Annotated in this window: 16 protein-coding genes; 6 read left to right on the top strand and 10 right to left on the bottom strand. The window is 60.8% G+C overall.

Annotated elements, in window-relative coordinates; genetic code table 11:
- The first annotated feature begins 33 nt into the window (after positions 1-33).
- Positions 34-1,371 carry an amidohydrolase gene (locus tag PMA3_RS07740; protein ID WP_064676603.1) on the top strand — a complete coding sequence of 446 codons (1,338 nt, stop codon included), beginning with the start codon at positions 34-36 and terminating at the stop codon, positions 1,369-1,371.
- A gap of 76 nt (positions 1,372-1,447) precedes the next feature.
- On the opposite strand, the gene PMA3_RS07735 is transcribed toward PMA3_RS07740, so the two are convergent.
- Positions 1,448-3,121, bottom strand: a complete 1,674-nt coding sequence (locus PMA3_RS07735) for a DEAD/DEAH box helicase (protein ID WP_064676602.1) — start codon at positions 3,119-3,121, stop codon at positions 1,448-1,450.
- A 422-nt stretch (positions 3,122-3,543) separates the two neighbouring features.
- Between PMA3_RS07735 and PMA3_RS07730 the strand changes: the two genes are divergently transcribed.
- Positions 3,544-4,335, top strand: a complete 792-nt coding sequence (locus tag PMA3_RS07730) for a crotonase/enoyl-CoA hydratase family protein (RefSeq protein WP_064676601.1) — start codon at positions 3,544-3,546, stop codon at positions 4,333-4,335.
- Positions 4,336-4,467: 132 nt separating this feature from the next.
- Here PMA3_RS07730 and PMA3_RS07725 read toward each other — a convergent pair whose 3' ends face one another.
- Complete coding sequence (locus PMA3_RS07725; protein WP_064676600.1) at positions 4,468-5,223, bottom strand: spermidine synthase; 756 nt, start codon at positions 5,221-5,223, stop codon at positions 4,468-4,470.
- Between the two features lie 147 nt (positions 5,224-5,370).
- On the opposite strand from PMA3_RS07725, the gene PMA3_RS07720 reads away from it, so the two are divergent.
- Positions 5,371-6,717 (top strand): class II 3-deoxy-7-phosphoheptulonate synthase, encoded by a 1,347-nt coding sequence (locus tag PMA3_RS07720; RefSeq protein ID WP_064676599.1) that lies wholly within the window; start codon positions 5,371-5,373, stop codon positions 6,715-6,717.
- A gap of 114 nt (positions 6,718-6,831) precedes the next feature.
- Here PMA3_RS07720 and PMA3_RS07715 read toward each other — a convergent pair whose 3' ends face one another.
- From PMA3_RS07715 to PMA3_RS07705, 3 genes are all read right to left on the bottom strand, one after another.
- A complete protein-coding gene (locus PMA3_RS07715) occupies positions 6,832-8,061 on the bottom strand; it encodes a winged helix-turn-helix domain-containing protein (RefSeq protein WP_064676598.1) in 1,230 nt (409 codons plus the stop codon).
- Between the two features lie 67 nt (positions 8,062-8,128).
- Positions 8,129-8,368 carry a DUF1127 domain-containing protein gene (locus PMA3_RS07710; protein ID WP_082930269.1) on the bottom strand — a complete coding sequence of 80 codons (240 nt, stop codon included), beginning with the start codon at positions 8,366-8,368 and terminating at the stop codon, positions 8,129-8,131.
- Between the two features lie 161 nt (positions 8,369-8,529).
- Complete coding sequence (locus tag PMA3_RS07705; RefSeq protein WP_064676597.1) at positions 8,530-8,751, bottom strand: DUF1127 domain-containing protein; 222 nt, start codon at positions 8,749-8,751, stop codon at positions 8,530-8,532.
- 95 nt (positions 8,752-8,846) lie between these two features.
- Between PMA3_RS07705 and PMA3_RS07700 the strand changes: the two genes are divergently transcribed.
- A complete protein-coding gene (locus PMA3_RS07700; protein ID WP_064676596.1) occupies positions 8,847-9,701 on the top strand; it encodes a LysR substrate-binding domain-containing protein in 855 nt (284 codons plus the stop codon).
- Here the strand turns inward: PMA3_RS07700 and PMA3_RS07695 are convergent.
- The 3 genes from PMA3_RS07695 to earP all read right to left on the bottom strand — a co-directional run bounded on the left by PMA3_RS07695 (position 9,691) and on the right by earP (position 12,402).
- On the bottom strand, positions 9,691-10,440 hold the full coding sequence (locus PMA3_RS07695) for a sulfite exporter TauE/SafE family protein (RefSeq protein WP_064676595.1): 750 nt from the start codon (positions 10,438-10,440) through the stop codon (positions 9,691-9,693). The two genes, PMA3_RS07700 and PMA3_RS07695, sit on opposite strands and share 11 nt — an antisense overlap.
- A 201-nt stretch (positions 10,441-10,641) precedes the next feature.
- Entirely contained in the window at positions 10,642-11,211 is a 570-nt protein-coding gene (locus tag PMA3_RS07690; protein ID WP_007943632.1) for an elongation factor P, read from the bottom strand.
- A 48-nt stretch (positions 11,212-11,259) separates the two neighbouring features.
- Entirely contained in the window at positions 11,260-12,402 is a 1,143-nt protein-coding gene (gene earP, locus PMA3_RS07685) for an elongation factor P maturation arginine rhamnosyltransferase EarP (protein WP_064676594.1), read from the bottom strand.
- Positions 12,403-12,526: 124 nt separating this feature from the next.
- Between earP and PMA3_RS07680 the strand changes: the two genes are divergently transcribed.
- Positions 12,527-12,937, top strand: coding sequence for a hypothetical protein (locus PMA3_RS07680; protein WP_064676593.1), 411 nt, complete (start codon positions 12,527-12,529; stop codon positions 12,935-12,937).
- Positions 12,938-12,939: 2 nt separating this feature from the next.
- Entirely contained in the window at positions 12,940-13,422 is a 483-nt protein-coding gene (locus tag PMA3_RS07675; RefSeq protein ID WP_064676592.1) for a GreA/GreB family elongation factor, read from the top strand.
- Between the two features lie 6 nt (positions 13,423-13,428).
- On the opposite strand, the gene cysB is transcribed toward PMA3_RS07675, so the two are convergent.
- Positions 13,429-14,403, bottom strand: a complete 975-nt coding sequence (gene cysB / locus PMA3_RS07670) for an HTH-type transcriptional regulator CysB (protein ID WP_064676591.1) — start codon at positions 14,401-14,403, stop codon at positions 13,429-13,431.
- A 112-nt stretch (positions 14,404-14,515) separates the two neighbouring features.
- On the bottom strand, positions 14,516-15,016 hold the full coding sequence (locus PMA3_RS07665) for a universal stress protein (protein ID WP_064676590.1): 501 nt from the start codon (positions 15,014-15,016) through the stop codon (positions 14,516-14,518).
- Between the last annotated feature and the right edge of the window lie 29 nt (positions 15,017-15,045).

Raw genomic sequence — 15,045 nt, 5'->3', positions numbered from 1 at the left:
AAGCCAGAAAAACAACAATCATGGAGATTACCCATGCAACTGACCCGCATTGCCCAAACTTGCATGCTGACCCTGTTCGGCGCACTGGCCGGCCACGCCGGCGCCGATACACTGGAAGGCGCGCGCACGCACATTGCCGAGCAGGCCAAGGCCCTGGAGCCCGAGCTGCTGGAAACCCGCCGCGACCTCCACGCCCACCCGGAACTGGGCAACACCGAAAAGCGCACCTCGGAATTGGTCGCCAAACAACTGCGGGCCATGGGCCTGGAGGTGAAAACCGGCGTCGCCCGCACTGGCGTGGTAGCCATCCTCAAAGGCGCCCTGCCCGGCCCGACCGTCGCGTTGCGCGCCGACATGGATGCGCTGCCGGTCAAGGAAGTCTCGGACCTGCCTTTCGCCTCGAAAGCCAAGGGCACCTACCTCGGCAAAGAAGTCGACGTGATGCACGCTTGCGGCCACGACGCGCACACCGCGATCCTGCTGAGCGCGGCGAAAATCCTCACCGGCATGCGCGACACCTTGCCCGGCACGGTGGTGTTCTATTTCCAGCCGGCAGAAGAAGGCCCGAGCGATTTCATCCCCGACGGTAAAAACACCTGGGGCGCAAAAATGATGATCGAAGAAGGCGTGATGAAGTCGCCGAAACCGGACGCGGTGTTTGGCCTGCACGTCTGGGCCGGCGTTCCCGCAGGCCGGATCGCCTATCGCGCAGGCCCGAACCTGGCCAGCTCCGATGACCTGCGCATCAAGATTCTCGGCAAGCAGACCCACGCCGGACGCCCGTGGGACGGCATCGACCCGATCACTGTCGGTGCGCAGACCATCGTCGGCCTGCAAACCGTGGTCAGCCGCCGTACCGACATCTCGTCGTATCCGTCGGTGGTCAGCATCGGCACGATCAACGGCGGCACCCGCTACAACATCATCCCCGAGTCCGTGGACATGAGCGGCACCATCCGCTCCTATGACTACGGGATCCGCCAGAAGCTGCACGCCGACGTGCGCCAGACCGTGGAGAAAATCGCCGAAAGCGGCGGTGCCAAGGCTGAAGTGACGATCATCGAGAAGTATGACCCGACGATCAATGACCCGGCGCTGACCGAGAAAATGCTGCCGACCTTGCGCTGGGCGGCCAAGGACGACGTGGTGCAGGGGCCTTTGGTGGGTGGCGCCGAAGACTTTTCCTTCTACGCCAAGGAGGCACCTGGATTGTTCGTATTTTTGGGGATCACGCCCAAGGACCAGGACATGAGCAAGGCGGCGCCGAATCATAATCCGGGGTTCTTCGTGGATGAGGCGGCGCTGGTCGTGGGCGTGCGGACGCTGGCGTCATTGGCCACGGACTATCTCTACGGCAACGCCAAGCCCTGAGTCAAAACCCGGGCATAAAAAAATCCCCGAACCAGTCGGGGATTTTTTATGTTCGATCAATCAGCCCGAGAGCGGATCAATCTTCGCGATAGCGACGCAGCTTCAACTGCTTGCCGGCAACGCGAGTGTCCTTCAGCTTGGTCAGCAGACGCTCCAGACCATCTTCCGGCAGCTCGACGAGGCTGAAGCTGTCACGCACCTGGATGCGACCGATCGCTTCGCGGGCCAGGCCGCCTTCGTTGAGGATGGCGCCCAGCAGGTTCTTGGCCGCGATACCGTCACGCGCGCCCAGCGCGGTACGGCAACGGGCACGACCTTCGGCCAATGGAACCGGAGCACGACGCTCACGATCACCACGGTCCGGACGATCACCGGTGCGCTCTGGACGATCGCCACGGGGTGCGTTGTTCGGCACCAGTGGACGTTCTTTCTCGATTGCGGCCAGGGTCAACGCTTGAGCATTGGTTGCCTTGCGCAACAGAGCAGCGGCCAGTGCACGCGGGGTGCAACCGATGTCGGCAGTCAGGCGATCCAGCAGATCACCGTGGGTCGATTCGGCATCGGCCACCAGCGGCGACAGGCTGTTGGTCAGTTTCTTGATGCGGGCATCGAGAACGGCCTGGGCGTCCGGCAGGCGAACTTCGGCAACCTTCTGACCGGTTACACGCTCGATCACTTGCAGCATGCGGCGCTCACGTGGCGTCACCAGCAGCAGTGCACGACCTTCGCGACCGGCACGGCCGGTACGGCCGATACGGTGAACGTAGGACTCTGGATCGTACGGCATGTCAACGTTGAACACGTGAGTGATGCGCGGAACGTCCAGGCCACGAGCGGCAACGTCGGTCGCCACAACGATGTCCAGACGGCCATCCTTGAGGGATTCGATCACGCGCTCACGCTGGTTCTGGGCAATGTCACCGTTCAGCGCAGCGGCTTTGTAGCCTTTGGCTTCCAGGGCGCTGGCCAGGTCCAGGGTCGCTTGCTTGGTGCGCACGAACATGATCAGGGCGTCGAAATCTTCCACTTCCAGCAGGCTCAATACAGCCGAGGTCTTCTGGTCAGCGTGAACCAACAGGTGAGCCTGTTCGATCGCGGTAACGGTCTGAGTCTTGGTCTGGATCTTCACGTGTTGCGGATCGCGCAGATGGCGTTCGGCAATGGCACGGATCGACTGCGGCAGGGTGGCCGAGAACAATACGGTCTGACGGGTTGCTGGCAAGGCCTTGAAGATGACTTCCAGGTCGTCCATGAAGCCCAGCTTGAGCATTTCGTCAGCTTCGTCGAGAACCAGGTGGTTCACGGTCGACAATACTTTTTCGTCGCGACGCAGGTGGTCGCACAGACGGCCCGGCGTGGCGACAACGATCTGTGCGCCATTACGGATTGCTTTCAGTTGTGGACCCATAGGGGCGCCGCCGTAAACGGCCACAACGGTAACGCCCGGCATTTGCTTGGCGTAGGTTTCGAAAGCGGTTGCTACTTGCAGCGCCAACTCACGGGTTGGCGCCAGGATCAGGGCTTGCGGCTCGCGCTTGGCAGGATCGATGCAGTGCAGGATAGGCAGGGCGAACGCGGCGGTTTTACCGGTACCGGTTTGCGCCTGGCCAATCATGTCTTGGCCGGCCATGATGATCGGGATCGATTGCTGCTGAATAGCCGAAGGCTCTTCGTAGCCAGTCGCGATGACGGCTGCAAGGATATTCGGATTAAGATTAAAAGCGGCGAAGCCGCCGGTTTCCTGGGTCATGGGTCTGCCTCTAAGTGCATCCGCAAAGACCCATGCTCCAAAGCTGCGCATGCCGTGTAAGACTCAAGAGTCGCCCTGGCTGCTTTGTCGGCGGGGATTTGCGAAAACGAATGAATGAAAAAGATTCGTCAAGGGAGAGTCCGCTGTGCGGACATGCAGCCGAAGCTGGCTTCGGGGAATTGCGCTACCTAAACGCGGCCCGGTTAAAGGCCGGCGCGCACTATACCGGAAATCGGCCAAAAAGGGAGCATTATTTGTCGGAAATCTGACGTATACACCGTTGTGTCACAGGCTTTGCGGATAATCGTGCAAGGGTCTATTTTTCAAAGGCCCCGGCCCTGCTGGGGATTGCGCTAAAACGGTTCACCGCGGCGGCGCAGACCGGCAGTCCGACAACCCCTTCCCGCCCGAGGAAATACCCCATGAATCAGCCCGGCCGCAGTCGTGTCACCCGTGAACGCCGCGGTCATGTCCTGTTGCTCGGTCTGGATCGGGTGGCCAAGCGCAATGCCTTCGATCTCGACCTGCTCAATGAATTGAGCCTGGCCTACGGCGAATTCGAGGCCGACAGCGCGGCACGGGTGGCGGTGGTGTTCGGCCATGGCGAGCATTTCACCGCCGGGCTCGATCTGATCGATGCCAGCGCGGCCCTGGCCGAAGGCTGGCAGGCACCGCCAGGCGGCTGTGACCCGTGGGGGGTATTCGCCGGGCCCAGGGTGAGCAAACCGGTGATCGTCGCCGCGCAAGGCTATTGCCTGACCATCGGTATCGAGCTGATGCTGGCCGCTGATATCAACCTGTGTGCGAGCAACACCCGATTCGCCCAAAAAGAAGTGCAGCGCGGGATTTTCCCGTTCGGCGGCGCGACCTTGCGCCTGCATCAAGTCGCGGGCTGGGGCAATGCCATGCGCTGGCTGCTGACCGGCGATGAATTTGACGCCCATGACGCCTTGCATCTGGGGTTGGTGCAGGAAATCATGGCCAGCGAGGATTTGCTGCCGCGGGCACTGGAGCTGGCCGAGCGGATCGCCCGGCAGGCGCCGCTTGGGGTTCAGGCGACGTTGATGTCGGCGCGGCAGGCGCGTTATGAAGGGGAAACGGCGGCGGCCCAGGGGTTGCCGGCGTTGGTGAAGAAGTTGTTGGCCAGTGAGGATGCCAAAGAAGGTGTGCGGTCGATGGTCGAAAAGCGGCCCGGCATCTTCAAAGGGGTTTAGTTTCGTGCTGGCTTCGAGGGCCCCATCGCGGGCAAGCCCGCTCCCACAGGGTTTGTGTGAAACCAAAGATTGCAGCTTCAACACATAACCTGTGGGAGCGGGCTTGCCCGCGATGGGGCCCTTACAGACAACTCAGGTTGCGGGACGGATGGCCTTGATCAACGACTGCAACGAATACCCCAACCGCGGCGCCAACTCTTCGGCGCGGGCGATCAAGCCGTCCATGTCCAGCGCCTGATCCAGCTCCGAAGGCACCAGCAGAATCACATTGCCCTCTTTCACCGGCAGTTCCCAGTAATGCCGGTGATAGAGCCCGCGAAACAATGCGGCGCCCAACGGTTTGCCATCGTCGGTGGCCCACTGATTGATCACCAACCAGCCACCCGGGTTCAGGCGTTTTTGACAGTTTTCCAGGAAATTCCACGCCAGATGCCCGACACCCGGCCCGAGATCGGTATAGAGATCGACGAAAATCAGGTCCGCCGGCTCCGCCGTATCCAGCAACTCCAGCGCATCGCCGACACGGATATACAGGCGCGGATCGTCATCCAGCCCAAGGTATTCGATGGCCAGACGCGGCACGTCGGGGCGCAGTTCGATGGCTTCGACGTCTTCCAGCGGCAGGAACTTGAGGCAGGCCTGGGTCAGGGTGCCAGCCCCGAGACCGAGGAACAGCGCGCTTTCTGGCTGCTCGTGGCACAACGCGCCAATCAGCATCGCGCGGGTGTAATCGTATTCGAGCCAGCTGGGGTCGGCGGTGAACACACAGCTTTGCTCGATGGCATCACCGAACTCGAGAAAACGGTAATCGGCCACTTCCAGCACGCGAATCACGCCAAATTCATCCTGTACCTCGGCGAGCAGATGCTCGACGCGCTCCTCAGTCATTTCGTCTCCGATCGTCGCCCGGCAGGCAACCCATTGAAACCGCGGCGGGGCGCGGCAAAGGGGCGATTGTCCGCGAAGCGACGGGAACAGGTCACGCACTAATTGCTGATAACATGTCAGTCCGAGCGTAAAACACTAGAGACCGTGATGAGCCAATCCTGGAGCCCTGACAGCTGGCGCGCCCTGCCGATCCAGCAACAACCCCGTTACCCCGACGCCGCACATTTGCAGCACGTCGAGCAAACCCTGGCCAGCTATCCGCCGCTGGTGTTTGCCGGTGAAGCCCGGGAGTTGCGCCGTCAGTTTGCCGAAGTGACCCAGGGTCGCGCGTTTCTGTTGCAGGGCGGCGACTGCGCCGAAAGCTTCGCCGAGTTCTCCGCCGCGAAAATCCGCGACACCTTCAAGGTGCTGCTGCAAATGGCGATCGTCATGACCTTTGCCGCCGGTGTCCCGGTGGTCAAGGTCGGGCGCATGGCCGGGCAGTTCGCCAAACCGCGGTCGGCCAATGATGAAACCATCGATGGCGTGACCCTGCCCGCCTACCGTGGCGACATCGTCAACGGCATCGGTTTCGACGAAAAAAGCCGCGTGCCGGACCCGGAGCGCCTGCTGCAGTCCTACCACCAGTCCACCGCGACCCTGAACCTGCTGCGCGCCTTTGCCCAGGGCGGCTTTGCCGACCTGCACCAGGTGCACAAGTGGAACCTGGACTTTATCGCCAATTCGGCGCTGGCGGAAAAGTACAGCCACCTGGCCGATCGCATCGATGAAACCCTGGCGTTCATGCGCGCCTGTGGCATGGACAGTTCGCCGCAATTGCGCGAAACCAGTTTCTTCACGGCCCACGAAGCGTTGCTGCTGAACTATGAAGAGGCCTTCGTCCGTCGCGACAGCCTGACCAATGATTACTACGATTGCTCGGCGCACATGCTGTGGATCGGCGATCGCACCCGTCAGCTCGATGGTGCTCATGTCGAGTTCCTGCGCGGGGTGAACAATCCGATCGGGGTCAAGGTCGGCCCAAGCATGCACCCTGACGACCTGATCCGCCTGATCGACGTGCTCAACCCGGACAACGACCCGGGACGCCTGAATCTGATTGCGCGGATGGGCGCGAACAAGGTCGGCGATCATTTGCCGCAGCTGATCCAGGCAGTGCAGCGCGAAGGCAAGCAGGTGCTCTGGAGTTGCGACCCGATGCACGGCAACACTATCAAGGCCAGCAGCGGCTACAAGACCCGCGATTTTGCGCAGATTCTTGGCGAAGTGAAGCAGTTCTTCCAGGTACACGAAGCGCAGGGCAGTTATGCCGGCGGGATTCACATCGAGATGACCGGGCAGAATGTGACCGAGTGCATCGGCGGGGCACGGCCGATTACCGAGGATGGGCTGTCGGATCGGTATCACACCCATTGCGACCCGCGGATGAATGCCGATCAATCGCTGGAATTGGCGTTTTTGATTGCCGAGACCCTGAAGCAGGTTCGGCGTTAAATCGCGTCGCTGCCTTCGCGGGCAAGCCTCGCTCCTACGGGATTTGTGTCGTCCATCGGCAATGTGGGCGACACAAACCCCGTAGGAGCGAGGCTTGCCCGCGAAGGCGTCGGTTCAATCACCATCGAACTGAGCCAATGCCACCCGCAACCGCGCCGCACTCACCCGCGGACAATTCAACTGAACCCGCTCCAACCCCAACCAATCCGCCATGCGCCGCAGGTTGACCGCCAACGCCAGCATCCCCTCCTCATCCAGCCCCGGCTCTTCCTCATGCACGGCGTGCACCGCCAGCCTGCCCAGCGCTCGCTCGGCGCGCAGGTCCACCCGTGCGGCTATCCGCTCGTTGTGCAAGAACGGCAACACGTAATAGCCATAGACACGCTTGTGTTGCGGCGTATAAATCTCCAGCCGGTAGCGAAAATCGAACAGCCGCTCGGTGCGGCTACGCTCCCAGATCAGCGAGTCGAAGGGTGACAGCAGCGCGCTGGTCTCGACCTTGCGCGGCACCTTTGGCGCGGGCAGGCAGAACGCCGGTTGCCGCCAGCCCTGAACTTCGCAGACCATCAAGTCACCGGACTCGACCAACTCCGCCAGCCGCGGTCGACTGTCTGCCGGCCCCAGGCGAAAATAGTCGCGCAGGTCTTTTTCCGTACCTACGCCTAATGCTGTGGCGGCGTGCAGCAACAAACCCCGCTGCGCCTCGGCTTCCGACAGCAGAGGCTGCTGGAGAATCGCCGAAGGAATCACCCGTTCCGGCAAATCATACAGCCGCTCGAACCCCCGCCGGCCGGCCACGGTCACCTCACCGGTGGCGAACAACCATTCCAGTGCATGCTTTTCCGCGCTCCAGTCCCACCAGGGCCCTGCCCGCTCCTGACGCGTCGACAGGCTCCCGGCCCCCAGTGCGCCAAGCGCCTGAACCGAGGCCAGCACCCGGCGTACCGTGTCCTGCTGCTCGCGGCCGAAACGCGCCAGTTGCTGATAGATGTCCTCGCCACGGCTCGCGCGCAGCATGCGCCAGCGCATCAGCGGGTACATCGACAACGGCAGCAGCGAGGCTTCATGCCCCCAATATTCGAACAGCGTGCGCTGCCGACCCTCACCCCAGGCCGCCTTGTCGAGCAAATCATGAGTGTATTGGCCGAGGCGGGAAAACAGCGGCAGGTAGTGCGAGCGCACCAACGCGTTGACCGAGTCGATCTGCACCGACCCCAGACGCTCGATCAATCGATTGATCCGGGCCGACTTGACCGGCGTTGGCGACTGACGCCCGGTGAAACCTTGGGCAGTCAGCGCCAGGCGCCTGGCCTGTTTCAAGGAAAAGCTCGAGGAAGTGGACATTCAACAGCTCATGGCGAGGTCTCCCTCCACCTTAGCGACCTGCGCATAAAACGCCAGCGCTGCCGCTTCATCGCTTGAGCGGATCGTCCCAGAACGGCCGGGACGACTCCAACATGACGTCAGCCCGACTCAAGCCGATATCCCGCAGACAGGCATCACTCAAGCGCGCCAGTTCAGCGCGATCCCTGCTCAATTGTCGCCAGCGCCTCAGTTGTGCCGTTGCCCTGGAGAGCGGCAGGCCGACCCTGCCCAATCCATGGCCGAATGCCTGTAACGTGCTGCGCCCTGCAATAATCGATCGTTCCATGATGATGCTCCTAAGCGTCGAGGCAGCAGTCTTGGTCAGGTGTCAGGCAGGCTCCAGCGAATGTCTATGACGATCTGTTTCGGGTCGCCACGAACCCCATTTCAGGGGCTTGCGCCGCCATCATGGGGTTGTGACCGGGGATGTCCCCCAAAGCGTTCAGCTTATTTGCCATTGCTCAGCGGGTCTTGCCAGAAGTGCCGTTCGGCTTCCTGCGCGACGTCCGCGCGGGTCAGGCCGATATCCTTCAGCGCTTCATCGCTCATACCCGCCAACATTTCACGTTCGCGGTGCAGTTCGTACCAGCGATTGATCTTGTGCAGCAGGTCGGTCACCAGGTGGATGGAGTGTTTTTCAACCGAGATAAAACCTTTTTGACCTTTCATCGTGTTGCCCTCCGTTTGGATGGCTCAAGTGTCGCGCCGGGGCTAAGATCAATCCAACGAATGTTTCTGATGCAATACATCTCGGAGATTGATGAATGTCCGCCTACCCGAGTATCGACACTGATGTGCTGCGCACCTTTGTCGCCATCGCCGACCAGGGCGGCTTTACCCGCGCCGGCGAGCAGGTCAACCGCACCCAGTCCGCCGTGAGCATGCAGATGAAGCGACTGGAAGAGGACGTGCTGCAGCGCCAGCTGTTCCAGCGCGATGGACGGCAGGTGCGGCTGACGGCTGAAGGCCAGGTGCTGCTGGGTTACGCCCGGCGCATCCTCAAGCTGCACAGCGAGGTGTTCAATACCTTGCGCGAACCGCACATGGTCGGCACGGTACGCATAGGCACCCCGGACGATTACGTCATGCGTTTTCTGCCGGGGATCCTGCGGCGATTTGCCCAGTCCTATCCGCTGATCCAGATCGAGGTGCATTGCGAATCATCAAAACAGCTGCTGCTGCGCCAGGACCTGGACTTGTCCATCGTCACCCGGGAACCGGGCAACGAGATCGGCCAGTTGCTGCGCAAGGAGCGTTTCGTCTGGGCCGAAGCGCAGTGCTACAACGTTCATGAGCAGACGCCGTTGCCGCTGGCGATGTTCAACAGCGACTGTTTCTGCAGGCTGTGGGCCTGCAATGCGCTGGACGCCATGGGCCGCGATTACCGCGTCGCCTACAACAGCTCCAGCCTGTCGGCGATCATGGCGGTGGTCAGCGCGGGCCTGGCCATTACCGCGCAACTGGAAAGCCTGATTACACCCGACATGCGTATCCTGGGGGACGCCGAGGACTTACCGGTGCTGCCTGAGGCGAGCATCATGCTGCTGCGCAACCTGCACAACCCGTCGCCGATCACCGAGTGCCTGGCCGAGCACATTGTCGAAGGCTTCAAACTTTAAAGGCGAGCATCACCGCGCACAGCACCAGGAAACCGCAGAACAGCCCGCGCAACAGCCGCTCCGGCAAGGCGTGGGCGACCTTCACGCCCCAACTGATGCTCATCAGTCCGCCGACTGCCAAGGGCACGCCGATCGTCCAGTCGACCTCTCGGTGCACCGCGTAAGTCACCAGGGTGACGCCGGTACTGGGCAATGCCAGGGCCAGTGACAGCCCCTGCGCAACCACCTGGCTGGTGCCAAAGACGCTGGTCAGCACCGGCGTCGCCACCACCGCCCCGCCCACGCCAAACAGTCCGCCGATGCTGCCCGACGCGGCACCGAGCACACCCAGCCACCGTGGCGAATGTTTCATCTGCGTAGAAGGCGGCGTGGGGGTGGTGAACATTCGCACGATGTTGTAGGCCGTCAGGGCAATCAGGAAAGCGACAAAAGCGAGACGCATGGTTTGCGCATCAATGCCCACTGCCCAGATCGAACCGATCCAGGCGAAACAGAAGCCCATCGAAGCCAGCGGCAAGGCATGGCGCATCTCGATACGGTTGCGCTGGTGATAACGCCACAGCGCCAGCATGACATTCGGCACCACCATCACCAGCGCCGTGCCCTGGGCTATCTGTTGATCGAGACCGAACAGCACGCCCAGCAGCGGGATCGCAACCAGACCGCCGCCGATGCCGAACAATCCACCGAGGGTCCCCAGGGCAGCGCCAAACACCAGATACGTCAAAAACTCGATCACTTGCCCATTCCCCTCACGTCAGTCCGTGCATCCTACGCAGTCGGCCCTGACAGGGAAACTCGACATTAATGTCGAATGACACTGCGCCTTCGCGGGCAAGTCGGATCGCCGCCCGCTCGCTTCTACAGGGGGACGTGTGTTTCTGGCAGCCACAAAAAAGCCCGACTCAACGGTCGGGCTTTTTCGTTCCTGAAGCGGTGCTTATTTGGCACGGCCTTTATAGGAACCGCCTTCGCGGGTATCGATCTCGATCATGTCGCCGATTTCGATGAAGTCAGCTACCGACAGTTCGGTACCGTTCTTCAGTTTGGCAGGCTTCATCACCTTGCCGGAAGTGTCGCCGCGAGCGGAGCCTTCGGTGTAGTCGACCTGACGCACGATGGTGGTCGGCAGTTCTACGGAAACCAGACGCTCTTCGAAGAAGATCGCTTCGCAGACGTCGGTCATGCCTTCTTCAACGAAAGGCAGAACGGCTTCGATGTCTTCAGCGTTCAGCTCGTACATGGTGTAGTCGGTGGTGTCCATGAACGTGTAGGTGTCGCCGCTGATGAAGGACAGGGTCGCTTCTTTGCGGTCGAGGATTACGTCGTCCAGTTTGTCGTCGGCGCTGTAAACGATCTCGGTCTTGTAACCGGTCAGCAGGTTTTTCAGCTTGGTCTTCATGATCGCGCTGTTACGACCGGACTTGGTGAATTCAGCTTTCTGAACCAGCCAAGGATCGTTTTCGAGACGGATCACGGTCCCGGGTTTCAGTTCTTTACCAGTTTTCATTGCGAATATCCGAATTTGGATGGGATTTACAAAAATCTAGGCCGCGTATCATATCCAATTTACATAAAACTGTACCAGCGCCGCGGCAAGATCAGCCTGCAAGGCCTGTTCCAGACACCACGCATCGGCATGTTTTTGCAGTTCGGGCCAATGTTTGCGGGTCGATTGCCAGTGATCGCCCATTGTCTCACCCGCGTTCCACGCCCGCCAGAGACCGCTGATCGCCTCGCTGGCGGCTGGCGTAAGGCCTTGCACGTAGCGTTCGAGGAAAGCGTCGAGCTTGTCCAGGTGGACATCTTCTTCCTGCTGATAGATGTGCCAGAGCAGCGGCCGCGCCGCCCATTGGGCACGGACAAAGGAATCTTCGCCGCGCACGGCATTGAAATCGCAACTCCACAGCAGCAGGTCATACTGGTCCTGCCGGACGAACGGCAGGATTTGCACGGTCAAGGCGTCGCGCACATGCACGGCGCCAGCCGCCAGCCCGTCCACCCCCAGCCAGCGTTCGAGATCGGCGAGAATCCGCCCTTCGGGCACCAGCAGATGCGTGGGTGTCGAATCACTGGCCATCGTCTCGAGCCAGCTCGCCAGGCCGCTATTTTCATAGGCAAACAGCGAGATCAGCAGCGCGTCTTCGGCGCGATCAATCCCAAGGCCTTGCAGGAATTCGCGCTGAGCCTGGGGACTTTGCTGAAACTGCCAACGCCGCTCCAGCAATCCTTTTTCACGCAGCAAGCCACCGGTGCCCTCTTGGAACCCGGGAAAGAAAAAATATTTCTGCACGTGTTTGTACTTCACCGACGGCAGGCCATGGCAGCCAACGATCCAGTCCTCGGCACTCAGGTAGTCGAGATTCATCCAGAGCGGCGGTTTTTCCCGCTCGGCCATGGCGTCCATGTAGGCACTCGGCAATTGACAGGCAAACGCGGCGATCACCACATCGGCGGCTTCGGTGGGTGGCCAGTCTGTTGGCCACTTACAAACCTCGACGCCCTGCTGCCACTGCTGCGAAGCCTCAATGTCGATATCGGGGCACAAGCGTTCGAAGGCGTGTAGATCGTCAATCCACAAACGTACCTTCAGCGAATGTTCGGCCACCAGTTGGCGGGCCAGGCGCCAGGTCACCCCGATGTCGCCGAAGTTGTCGACCACGGTGCAAAAAATATCCCAGCGGGTGTTCAGTTCAGGCATTGCAGGCTCCCGTTGGCAAAGGCGCCGATTGTCCGCATAAATTACCCCGTACAGAAGACCCGCCGGCGATTAATCTTCATGCGACAATCGCCCCTTGCCCGCGATCACCCGCCAGGAGGCAGCCATGTCCTACCGTTCCGACCCGCGCCGGCCGTTGCCGATCCAGCTCAGCGCTGTGCAACTGAGTGCCAGCATTGCTTTCGGGCTGTGGCTGGGCTTCATTGCTATCGCGCTGACCGCCTGGCTCGCCTCTCGCCTGTTGTTCAGCGAGCAACTGGCGCCCGTCGCAGCAGCGGTCGAGCAACTGGCCAAACCGCCGATGGTGGCGCAACCCGTGCCGGATATTCCCCTTCAAAGTCCGTTGTTCGACCAATACGAAGAGAACCTGCGCCGCAACGAGCAACAGCAACGGCTGGATCAGGCCCGCGGCAGCCAGCGCAATCTGGCCAATCCGAAATGCCAGTTCTGGCTGCAACAGGACCGCACCGCCCCCAGCGAAAAAAGCCGGGCCAATGTCATGCAATTTTGCGACTGACCATGAATAAGCAAACCGTTCACCAACTGATTCTCGACAAACTGCGGATCGATCTCGACATCGCCGAGCGTGCCGCGCAAACCGCTTACGAAACCGCGACCCACGAAGAAAACATCGCCGAAAACAAGTACGACACCCTGGGCCTGGAGGCGTCTTACCTGGCGGCCGGCCAGGCTAAACGGGTAGAAGAAATCAGACAGTCACTGACGCTGTGTCAGAACCTGACCCTGCGTCCTTACGACAACCAGCGCGGCATCGAAGTCGGCGCCCTGCTCGGCCTGGAGGACGAGAAGGGTCGCGAGCAATGGCTGTTCCTGGCCCCTGACGCGGCCGGCTTGAAGATCGATCTGGTGGGGCAATTGATCACCGTCATCACCCCGCGCTCGCCACTGGGCAAAAGCCTGCTGGGCAAGTTCGACGGGGACGAGGTGGAGATTCTGGTGGCGGGCACCCGGCAACAATTTGCTGTCACCGAGGTGATCTGAAGGGCATCAATGGACCGGCAGTTCGACCCCGTCGAACAATTCTTCCAGTTCCTGCTTGTTGTGGCACTGAATGGCCTTGGCCATGACTTCGCGGGTCAGGTGCGGGGCGAATTTCTCGATGAAGTCGCACATGAAGCCACGCAGGAAGGTGCCGCGTCGGAAACCGATCTTGGTGATGCTCGATTCGAACAGTTCGCTGGCATCGAGCACCACCAGGTCACTGTCGAGCTTGGTATCGACCGCCATCTTCGCCACGATGCCCACGCCCAGGCCCAGGCGCACGTAGGTCTTGATCACGTCGGCGTCGGCCGCGGTGAATACCACTTTCGGCGTCAGGCCGCGATGGCTGAAGGCTTCGTCGAGCTTTGAACGACCGGTAAACCCGAACACGTACGTCACGATCGGGTATTCAGCCAATGCTTCGAGGGTCAGCTTCGACAGCTTGGTCAGCGGGTGGCCGTGGGGCACGACCACGCAACGGTTCCAGCGATAGCACGGCATCATCACCAGGTCGCCGAACAGCTCGAGCGCTTCGGTGGCGATGGCAAAATCCACGGTGCCGTCAGCGGCCATTTCGGCGATCTGCATCGGCGAACCCTGATGCATGTGCAAGGCAACGTCCGGGTATTGCTTGATGAAATTGCTGATCACCGGCGGCAATGCATAACGTGCCTGGGTGTGGGTGGTGGCGATCGACAGGGTGCCCTTCTTCTCGTTGGAGAATTCCTGGGCGATCTGCTTGATGCTTTCAACCTTGCGCAGGATCTCGCCGGCGGTTGTGATGATGCGCTCGCCGGCCGGTGTGACCCGGGTCAGGTGCTTGCCGCTGCGAGCGAAGACCTCGACGCCCAGCTCGTCTTCCAATAGACGGATCTGCTTGCTGATGCCCGGCTGCGAGGTGTAGAGACTTTGGGCTGTAGCGGAAACGTTGAGGTCGTGGTGCGCCACTTCCCAGATGTAGCGCAGTTGTTGAAGCTTCATATCAATCCCTCAAAGCAGGTAGACGCCACGGGCATCAGCGACGGTATATAACTATATTAATGGTTTGAAGAATAAATCTAGAACTTTTTGTCAAATGGCCATTATTCGTGTTCTAGCGTTCCTGGCGCCGACGCTCTACCCGCGGCACCAGATAGACCGGCACCCGGGATAATTGCAGGACCCGCGCCGCGGTCCTGCCCAACGGCGTTTCCGCGCCAGCTCCATGGCTATGACTACCTACGATCAACAAATCCACGGAGAGTTTCTGCGCCTGGTCGAGAATCACCTGCGACGGATCGCCCTGCAGCACCCGCACCGCCTTGATCCGTTCCAGGTCCTGCTCACCGTCCTCCCCCAGTTCTTCACGAAAGCTGTCGAGTACCCGCCGCTCGATATTGGCAATCACCGTATTCATGCCCTGGCTGTGAAACTCGTTCAGCGCCTGCTCATCGAGGTAACTCTGAAGCACCGACTCGGCGAACAACCCCATTGGCTCGACAGCGTGAACCACGTAGAGGTCGGCGTTGAATGTTTTCGCCAGCGCCAAGGCATGCTGCATCACCAAAGGTGCGTACAGGCCGAGGTCAGTGGCATATAGCATCGAATGAATCATATGACCTCCTCGAGTGCCAACATGGCGCA

Origin of the sequence: Pseudomonas silesiensis, from assembly GCF_001661075.1 — a bacterium.
GTDB classification, from domain to species: domain Bacteria; phylum Pseudomonadota; class Gammaproteobacteria; order Pseudomonadales; family Pseudomonadaceae; genus Aquipseudomonas; species Aquipseudomonas silesiensis.
This window is presented reverse-complemented; position numbering and strand designations above follow the sequence as displayed.

Coding starts and splice junctions, on each gene's coding strand:
- PMA3_RS07665 (WP_064676590.1), bottom strand. CDS start 15,016: ATGATTCATTCGATGCTATATGCCACTGACCTCGGCCTGTACGCACCT.
- PMA3_RS07735 (WP_064676602.1), bottom strand. CDS start 3,121: ATGACCCAGGAAACCGGCGGCTTCGCCGCTTTTAATCTTAATCCGAAT.
- PMA3_RS07740 (WP_064676603.1), top strand. CDS start 34: ATGCAACTGACCCGCATTGCCCAAACTTGCATGCTGACCCTGTTCGGC.
- cysB (WP_064676591.1), bottom strand. CDS start 14,403: ATGAAGCTTCAACAACTGCGCTACATCTGGGAAGTGGCGCACCACGAC.
- earP (WP_064676594.1), bottom strand. CDS start 12,402: ATGCCTGAACTGAACACCCGCTGGGATATTTTTTGCACCGTGGTCGAC.
- PMA3_RS07690 (WP_007943632.1), bottom strand. CDS start 11,211: ATGAAAACTGGTAAAGAACTGAAACCCGGGACCGTGATCCGTCTCGAA.
- PMA3_RS07730 (WP_064676601.1), top strand. CDS start 3,544: ATGAATCAGCCCGGCCGCAGTCGTGTCACCCGTGAACGCCGCGGTCAT.
- PMA3_RS07680 (WP_064676593.1), top strand. CDS start 12,527: ATGTCCTACCGTTCCGACCCGCGCCGGCCGTTGCCGATCCAGCTCAGC.
- PMA3_RS07710 (WP_082930269.1), bottom strand. CDS start 8,368: ATGGAACGATCGATTATTGCAGGGCGCAGCACGTTACAGGCATTCGGC.
- PMA3_RS07715 (WP_064676598.1), bottom strand. CDS start 8,061: ATGTCCACTTCCTCGAGCTTTTCCTTGAAACAGGCCAGGCGCCTGGCG.
- PMA3_RS07675 (WP_064676592.1), top strand. CDS start 12,940: ATGAATAAGCAAACCGTTCACCAACTGATTCTCGACAAACTGCGGATC.
- PMA3_RS07700 (WP_064676596.1), top strand. CDS start 8,847: ATGTCCGCCTACCCGAGTATCGACACTGATGTGCTGCGCACCTTTGTC.
- PMA3_RS07720 (WP_064676599.1), top strand. CDS start 5,371: ATGAGCCAATCCTGGAGCCCTGACAGCTGGCGCGCCCTGCCGATCCAG.
- PMA3_RS07725 (WP_064676600.1), bottom strand. CDS start 5,223: ATGACTGAGGAGCGCGTCGAGCATCTGCTCGCCGAGGTACAGGATGAA.
- PMA3_RS07705 (WP_064676597.1), bottom strand. CDS start 8,751: ATGAAAGGTCAAAAAGGTTTTATCTCGGTTGAAAAACACTCCATCCAC.